The 5,201-nt window shown below is 32.1% G+C and carries 6 protein-coding genes; 2 read left to right on the top strand and 4 right to left on the bottom strand.

Translation table 11 applies throughout. The features are described from left to right. Nucleotides 1-7: 7 nt before the first annotated feature. The 4 genes from recF to dnaA all read right to left on the bottom strand — a co-directional run bounded on the left by recF (nt 8) and on the right by dnaA (nt 4,035). Entirely contained in the window at nt 8-1,108 is a 1,101-nt protein-coding gene (recF, locus tag RQ893_RS07960) for a DNA replication/repair protein RecF (protein ID WP_311482492.1), read from the bottom strand. Then, on the bottom strand, nt 1,108-1,314 hold the full coding sequence (locus tag RQ893_RS07965; RefSeq protein WP_311482493.1) for an RNA-binding S4 domain-containing protein: 207 nt from the start codon (nt 1,312-1,314) through the stop codon (nt 1,108-1,110). Before RQ893_RS07965 ends, recF begins: the two co-directional genes overlap by 1 nt. Nucleotides 1,315-1,318: 4 nt before the next feature. Further along, a complete protein-coding gene (gene dnaN, locus RQ893_RS07970) occupies nt 1,319-2,431 on the bottom strand; it encodes a DNA polymerase III subunit beta (protein ID WP_311482494.1) in 1,113 nt (370 codons plus the stop codon). Nucleotides 2,432-2,655: 224 nt separating this feature from the next. Next, on the bottom strand, nt 2,656-4,035 hold the full coding sequence (gene dnaA / locus RQ893_RS07975; protein ID WP_311482495.1) for a chromosomal replication initiator protein DnaA: 1,380 nt from the start codon (nt 4,033-4,035) through the stop codon (nt 2,656-2,658). Nucleotides 4,036-4,748: 713 nt separating this feature from the next. On the opposite strand from dnaA, the gene rpmH reads away from it, so the two are divergent. Together rpmH and rnpA are read left to right on the top strand one after the other, a co-directional pair. Further along, entirely contained in the window at nt 4,749-4,883 is a 135-nt protein-coding gene (rpmH, locus tag RQ893_RS07980; RefSeq protein WP_209772810.1) for a 50S ribosomal protein L34, read from the top strand. Nucleotides 4,884-4,901: 18 nt separating this feature from the next. After that, the coding region (gene rnpA, locus RQ893_RS07985) for a ribonuclease P protein component (protein WP_311482496.1) at nt 4,902-5,201 on the top strand (300 nt) is incomplete at its 3' end.

The following is a 5,201-nucleotide window of genomic DNA, read 5'->3' on the forward strand; positions in this document are numbered from 1 at the left end:
ACCAGCATCATAATTGTTTTCTGTCATATTTATCCTTTCTAATCCTGCCATCCTTTATATAGGAAATCTTATCGGCTGGAACATTTTCCAAACTTTTTGTATTAGTTGCTGTGATTATGGTTTGATATTCAGAAAGATTTTCCAAAAGAAATTTACTCCTTGTTTCATCCAGCTCCGAAAACACATCATCAAGTAAAATCACAGCCCTATCCCCACTTATCTCCCTTAAAAGCTTAACTTCAGCTAGTTTTATATTTAAAATAGCCGACCTTTGTTGACCTTGGGAGGCAAATAGTCTGGTGTTTTTTCCATTAATTTTAATTATTATATCATCCCTGTGGATGCCAGCTTGGGTGGTTAGGTATCTTAAATCCTCATCCCTTTTTTCTCTAAATTTTCTGTAGAATTCTTCTATATTTTCCGCACTTATGTCTGGAATATAGTCTATTTCTAGCCTTTCTGCTCCATTTGTAAGGGCAGTTTGAAAATCCCCTGCATATTTTTCTACGAATTTTACAAATTTATGCCTTGACTTATAAATCCTATATCCTTCCTTGACAAGAGATTTGTCAAAGGCATCAAGCTGCTCATTAAAGTAGGAAGACGATCTATTTTTTAGCAATTTATTTCTAGCAAACAAGATTTTATCATAGTCTTTTTTAACCCTGGCATAAGAAAAATCTATAGATGTAATTATTTCATCCAATAAATCTCGTCTAAGATTAGGTCCTTCCTTTATAATACTGAGGTCTTCTGGTGTGAATAAGACTATTTTAAAGAGTGATTTCAAATCTTTGTTCCTCTTATATTCTACTTCATTTACAAAAATAATCTTATCAGTTCCCTCTACTCTAATTAGAACCTTTTTGAAAGACCTGCCCTTCCTAATAGTGCCTGAAATTTCCATCTTATCATTGCCAAAATTTATGATATCCTTATCTCTTAATTTCTTGAAAGATGTCGCATTTGCCAAATAATAGCAAGACTCTAGCAAGTTTGTCTTCCCCTGGGCATTGTCTCCAATAAAAATATTGGTGGAATCATTAAAGATAACCGATTCGTAAAAATAATTCCTAAAATTGTATAATTTTATATCCTGAATCCACATTATTTGATTATTATTTTCACACCATCAAAAACAACTTCGTCGCCTTGGTGGATTTTTTTACCAGCTATATAACAAGGCTCGTCATTTAAAAGGACGCCTTCCTCCCTTATTATAAGCTTAGCAAGGCCTCCAGAAGGGACAAGATCTGTCGCCTTTAGGAGGTCCTTTAGCCTTATTTCGCTTGTTTCAAATTCAATTATTTCCATAACTTTACCTAGCTAGCCTTACTGGAAGCACTAAGTAAGTATAGTCCTCGCCCTCATGTTTAGAATCTGTTGGGTAAATCAAACAAGGATTTAAGCTAGATTTGAAATTTAGCTTGATTTTTTCGCTGTCACAAGCCTTTACTCCATCTTGCATATATTTAGCATTAAAGGCTATATCTAAGCCTTCCCCTTCTTGGTCAATTTCTATTACTTCCTTAACATCACCTATTTCTGAATTTGATCTTAAAGTCATAGCCCCATCTTCTATATTAACTCTAATTAGGTTTGCCCTACCTGGGTCAGAAAGCACTTGGGCCCTATCTAGAGCTGCACTAAGGGCAGATTTTTCTACTATTACTGTAGTTTCTGATATATCGTTTATTATATTTCTGTAGTCTATATAGTTTTTATCTATTACTTTGCATAGCATAGTAGTATCTTCAGATACAAACATTAAGTCATTTTCACTTCTATATAAAGATGTCTTGCTTTCATCAGAAATAATCCTTGACCATTCTAAAAGTGATCTTTTTGGAATAATATATTCTGTATTTTCAAAATCTCCTGGGTAATCTAGGGTGATTTTCTTTAAGGCCACCCTATAACCATCAAGGGCCACCATATTTAAAGAACCTTCTCTTAGCTCAAACAAAATTCCTGTCAAGGCAAGCTTTGTCTCATCAAGAGTTGTGGCAAACTCTGTTTGGCTTATAGATCTTTTTAATTTATCATTATCTATGGTTAAGGCTACTGTATTTGGGATTTGAATCTCTTCTTTATCAAAATATTCAAAGGCAACCAGATTAAAGTTAGATCTTTTGCAAGAAATTTTTATTTTTCCATTATCAAGTTCTATTTTTACTAACTCATCTGGGAGTTTTCTAATAATATTTGTTATCAAATCTGCCTTTACTGCCATAACTCCATCTTCGATTATTTTAGCATCAGCTAGAGTTTTGATAGAAATTTCTCCATCAAAAGAAGTCATTGATAGTCTATTATTTTCAGTGCTAAAGTATATTAATTCATGGATTTGTATATTGGTAGATTTAGATACTGCTCTATTTACTATCGAGAGGGCTTTCATTAGTTCTTTTTGTTTAATTTCAAATTTCATGGCTTTCTCCTTAACTATTATTTAAACTTAGTAGTATTAGTAGTAGGTCCTGTATAAATGTGGATATCTTTAAAGGACTTTTATATTTCAATCTTTACAACTGGTGATAAAATATGGAAAAGATAAGGGATAAATCTTTAGTTTTCCACACTTTCCCCGAGATTATTTAGATAAGTATTATGAAAAAAGTTATCCACAGACTTATCCACAGACTTATGCCCAAATCATTCTCTTATTTCTTTCATTAGGGCTTCTAGTTCGTTTTTTAAATCATCATCCTCGTCGATTAAAGCCGTAATTTTATCTATGCCGTGGATGACTGTTGTATGGTCTCTTTCAAAAGCATTAGCTATTGTAACTAAAGAATCATCCAGAAGTTCTCTTGAGATATACATGGCAATTTGTCTTGGATTTACAATTTCTTTTTTTCTTGTCTTTCCTTTTAGGTCGGCTAGTTTTACATTGTATTTATTTGCAACTGCCTGTTGGATATCTGCTATAGTTAGCTTTTTTCTTTTATTTTTAACTCTGGTTCCTACACCCTTGATAGCATCTTCCATTGATACTTCAACTCTGCCATCACTTTTTGCATAGGCAATGGCTGTTGAAAGAGCACCTTCGAGATCTCTGATATTTGTATCTATCTCAATAGCTATGTAGGATAAGATTGAATTATCGATAATAGCTCCAAGATCTTCTAGCTTTTTTTGTAAGATTGCCACACGCGTTTCATAGTCAGGTCTTGATATGTCAGCGATAATGCCATAGTTAAACCTTGATACCAACCTATCTTCTAAGTGTTTTATTTCTCTTGGAGGCTTATCTGAGGTTATTACTATTTGCTTACCTGCATTATAAAGATCATTAAAGGTATGGAAAAATTCCTCTTGAGTTGCCTCTTTATTTGCTATAAACTGGATATCATCTATAAGAAGGATATCAGCTGAGCGGTATTTTTCTCTAAACTCTTGGTTTTTGTTAGTTCTAAGAGCTGCTATCATTTCGTTTGTAAATTTTTCACTAGATAGGTACATGACGTATGCATCGTCCCTTGCTTCTAGGATTTGATGGGCTATAGCTTGGATAAGGTGGGTCTTACCAAGGCCGCTAGATCCGTAGATAAATAGAGGGTTATATACCTTTGATACATCTCCTCTAGAAATGGTATCTGCTACAGCTTGGCTAATGCCTAGTGCGTATTGGTTTGACTTGCCCTGGACGAAATTAGCAAAAACATTTGCCTCTTCTAGTTGTGGTTTTGGAAAAGATTTGACCTTATCTATCCTCATTTGTCCGTCTTTGTCGTAGTCCTTACCTAAGGTTAAGATTTTTTGGTAATCATCCCCGTCCTTGGCTACAACCTCTACCTTGAGCGGTCCTCCAATCTTTTGCTCTATATTATTAAGAGCTTCCTGAAGTTTTGCCTTCCAGATTCCCTCAAAAATAAAAAGTGTATCTTTTTTTGGAATTTCAAGATAAAGGATACCATTATACAGGTTTAAGGGTTTTAAAATATTAATCCATGTATCAAATTGCTGGTCATCACTTACATGCATTTTCATTTCATTTTTTAATTCATTCGTAATGAATTCTAGATTCTTCATCTAAGTATTCCTTTCTTAGGTCTTATCCACATAAGGATTTGCTTTGTAATTTTAAGCTTATCTTTAAAAAAATTAACTTTATCCCCAAATTCGGGATAAGTTGTGGATAAGTTTCTTGTTGATAAAATTTGTCTTGATATTATAGGATTTTCTAGGGGATAAATTTTTAAAAACTTCAAATTTGATAAATTTATCCACAATAAAAAGGCAAATACCTAATCAATCAATAGTTTTACCCTTACTTTTACACATCTAATTTTACCATAAATTAGCCATTATTTCAACTTATCCACAGTTTCGGTATAAAGTTATGGATAAGTCAAAAATCAAAAATGAAAACCTCAGCAAAGTAATGTTGATATGTGGATAAGTCTGTGTATTTATTAATATTTTGTATAGTCTGATTTATTTTTTCTGTATTTTTCAAAAATTTTTCATAAGTCTAAGCATAAATTTTAAAAAATATTCACATAGATTTTTTTCTTCATAAGTTGTGGAAAAGAAAAAATTCCCAAAGATATCAACAATAAATATTTATTCCACAAAATAAAAGAAAAAAGAATAATCATACCAAATAACCATGAATTTATTTACAAGCTAAAATATAAAAGGTGCATCTAGGCAAATCCTCATAAAAAACAGAAAATAATCTTGACAGATAAGCTTATTTTCAATATAATAGTTAGAGTCAAAATTTATTAGGAGGTGTAAAAATGAAAAGAACCTATCAACCAAATAGAAGAAGAAGAAAAAAAGATCATGGTTTTAGAAAAAGAATGTCTTCTCCAGGTGGAAGAAGAGTACTTAAAGCTAGAAGAAAGAAAAATAGAAAAAGACTTTCAGCTTAATCTATTAAGAAGTAATTAATGGAAAAAAGATTAAGCTTAAAGAAAGACAAAGACTTTAAAAAAGTCTACAAAAAAAACTTTGCATGTTATAATAGAGATTTCACAATCCTTGTCAGAGAAAATGACCTAAATAGTCCTAGATTCGGATTTACCATAAGTAAAAAAATAGGCAAGGCTCATATGAGAAATCAACTAAAAAGAAAACTTAGAGAGATAATTAGGCTAAACTATTCAAAGCTTAACGGAGTTGACATAGTTGTCATTCCCAAAAAACATACCACAGAATTTGACTACCAAAGATTAAAATCATCTCTAGGT

This window comes from uncultured Anaerococcus sp. (assembly GCF_963510915.1).
Taxonomy (GTDB): Bacteria; Bacillota; Clostridia; order Tissierellales; family Peptoniphilaceae; genus Anaerococcus.

Coding starts and splice junctions, on each gene's coding strand:
- recF (WP_311482492.1), bottom strand. CDS start 1,108: ATGTGGATTCAGGATATAAAATTATACAATTTTAGGAATTATTTTTAC.
- RQ893_RS07965 (WP_311482493.1), bottom strand. CDS start 1,314: ATGGAAATAATTGAATTTGAAACAAGCGAAATAAGGCTAAAGGACCTC.
- dnaN (WP_311482494.1), bottom strand. CDS start 2,431: ATGAAATTTGAAATTAAACAAAAAGAACTAATGAAAGCCCTCTCGATA.
- dnaA (WP_311482495.1), bottom strand. CDS start 4,035: ATGAAGAATCTAGAATTCATTACGAATGAATTAAAAAATGAAATGAAA.
- rpmH (WP_209772810.1), top strand. CDS start 4,749: ATGAAAAGAACCTATCAACCAAATAGAAGAAGAAGAAAAAAAGATCAT.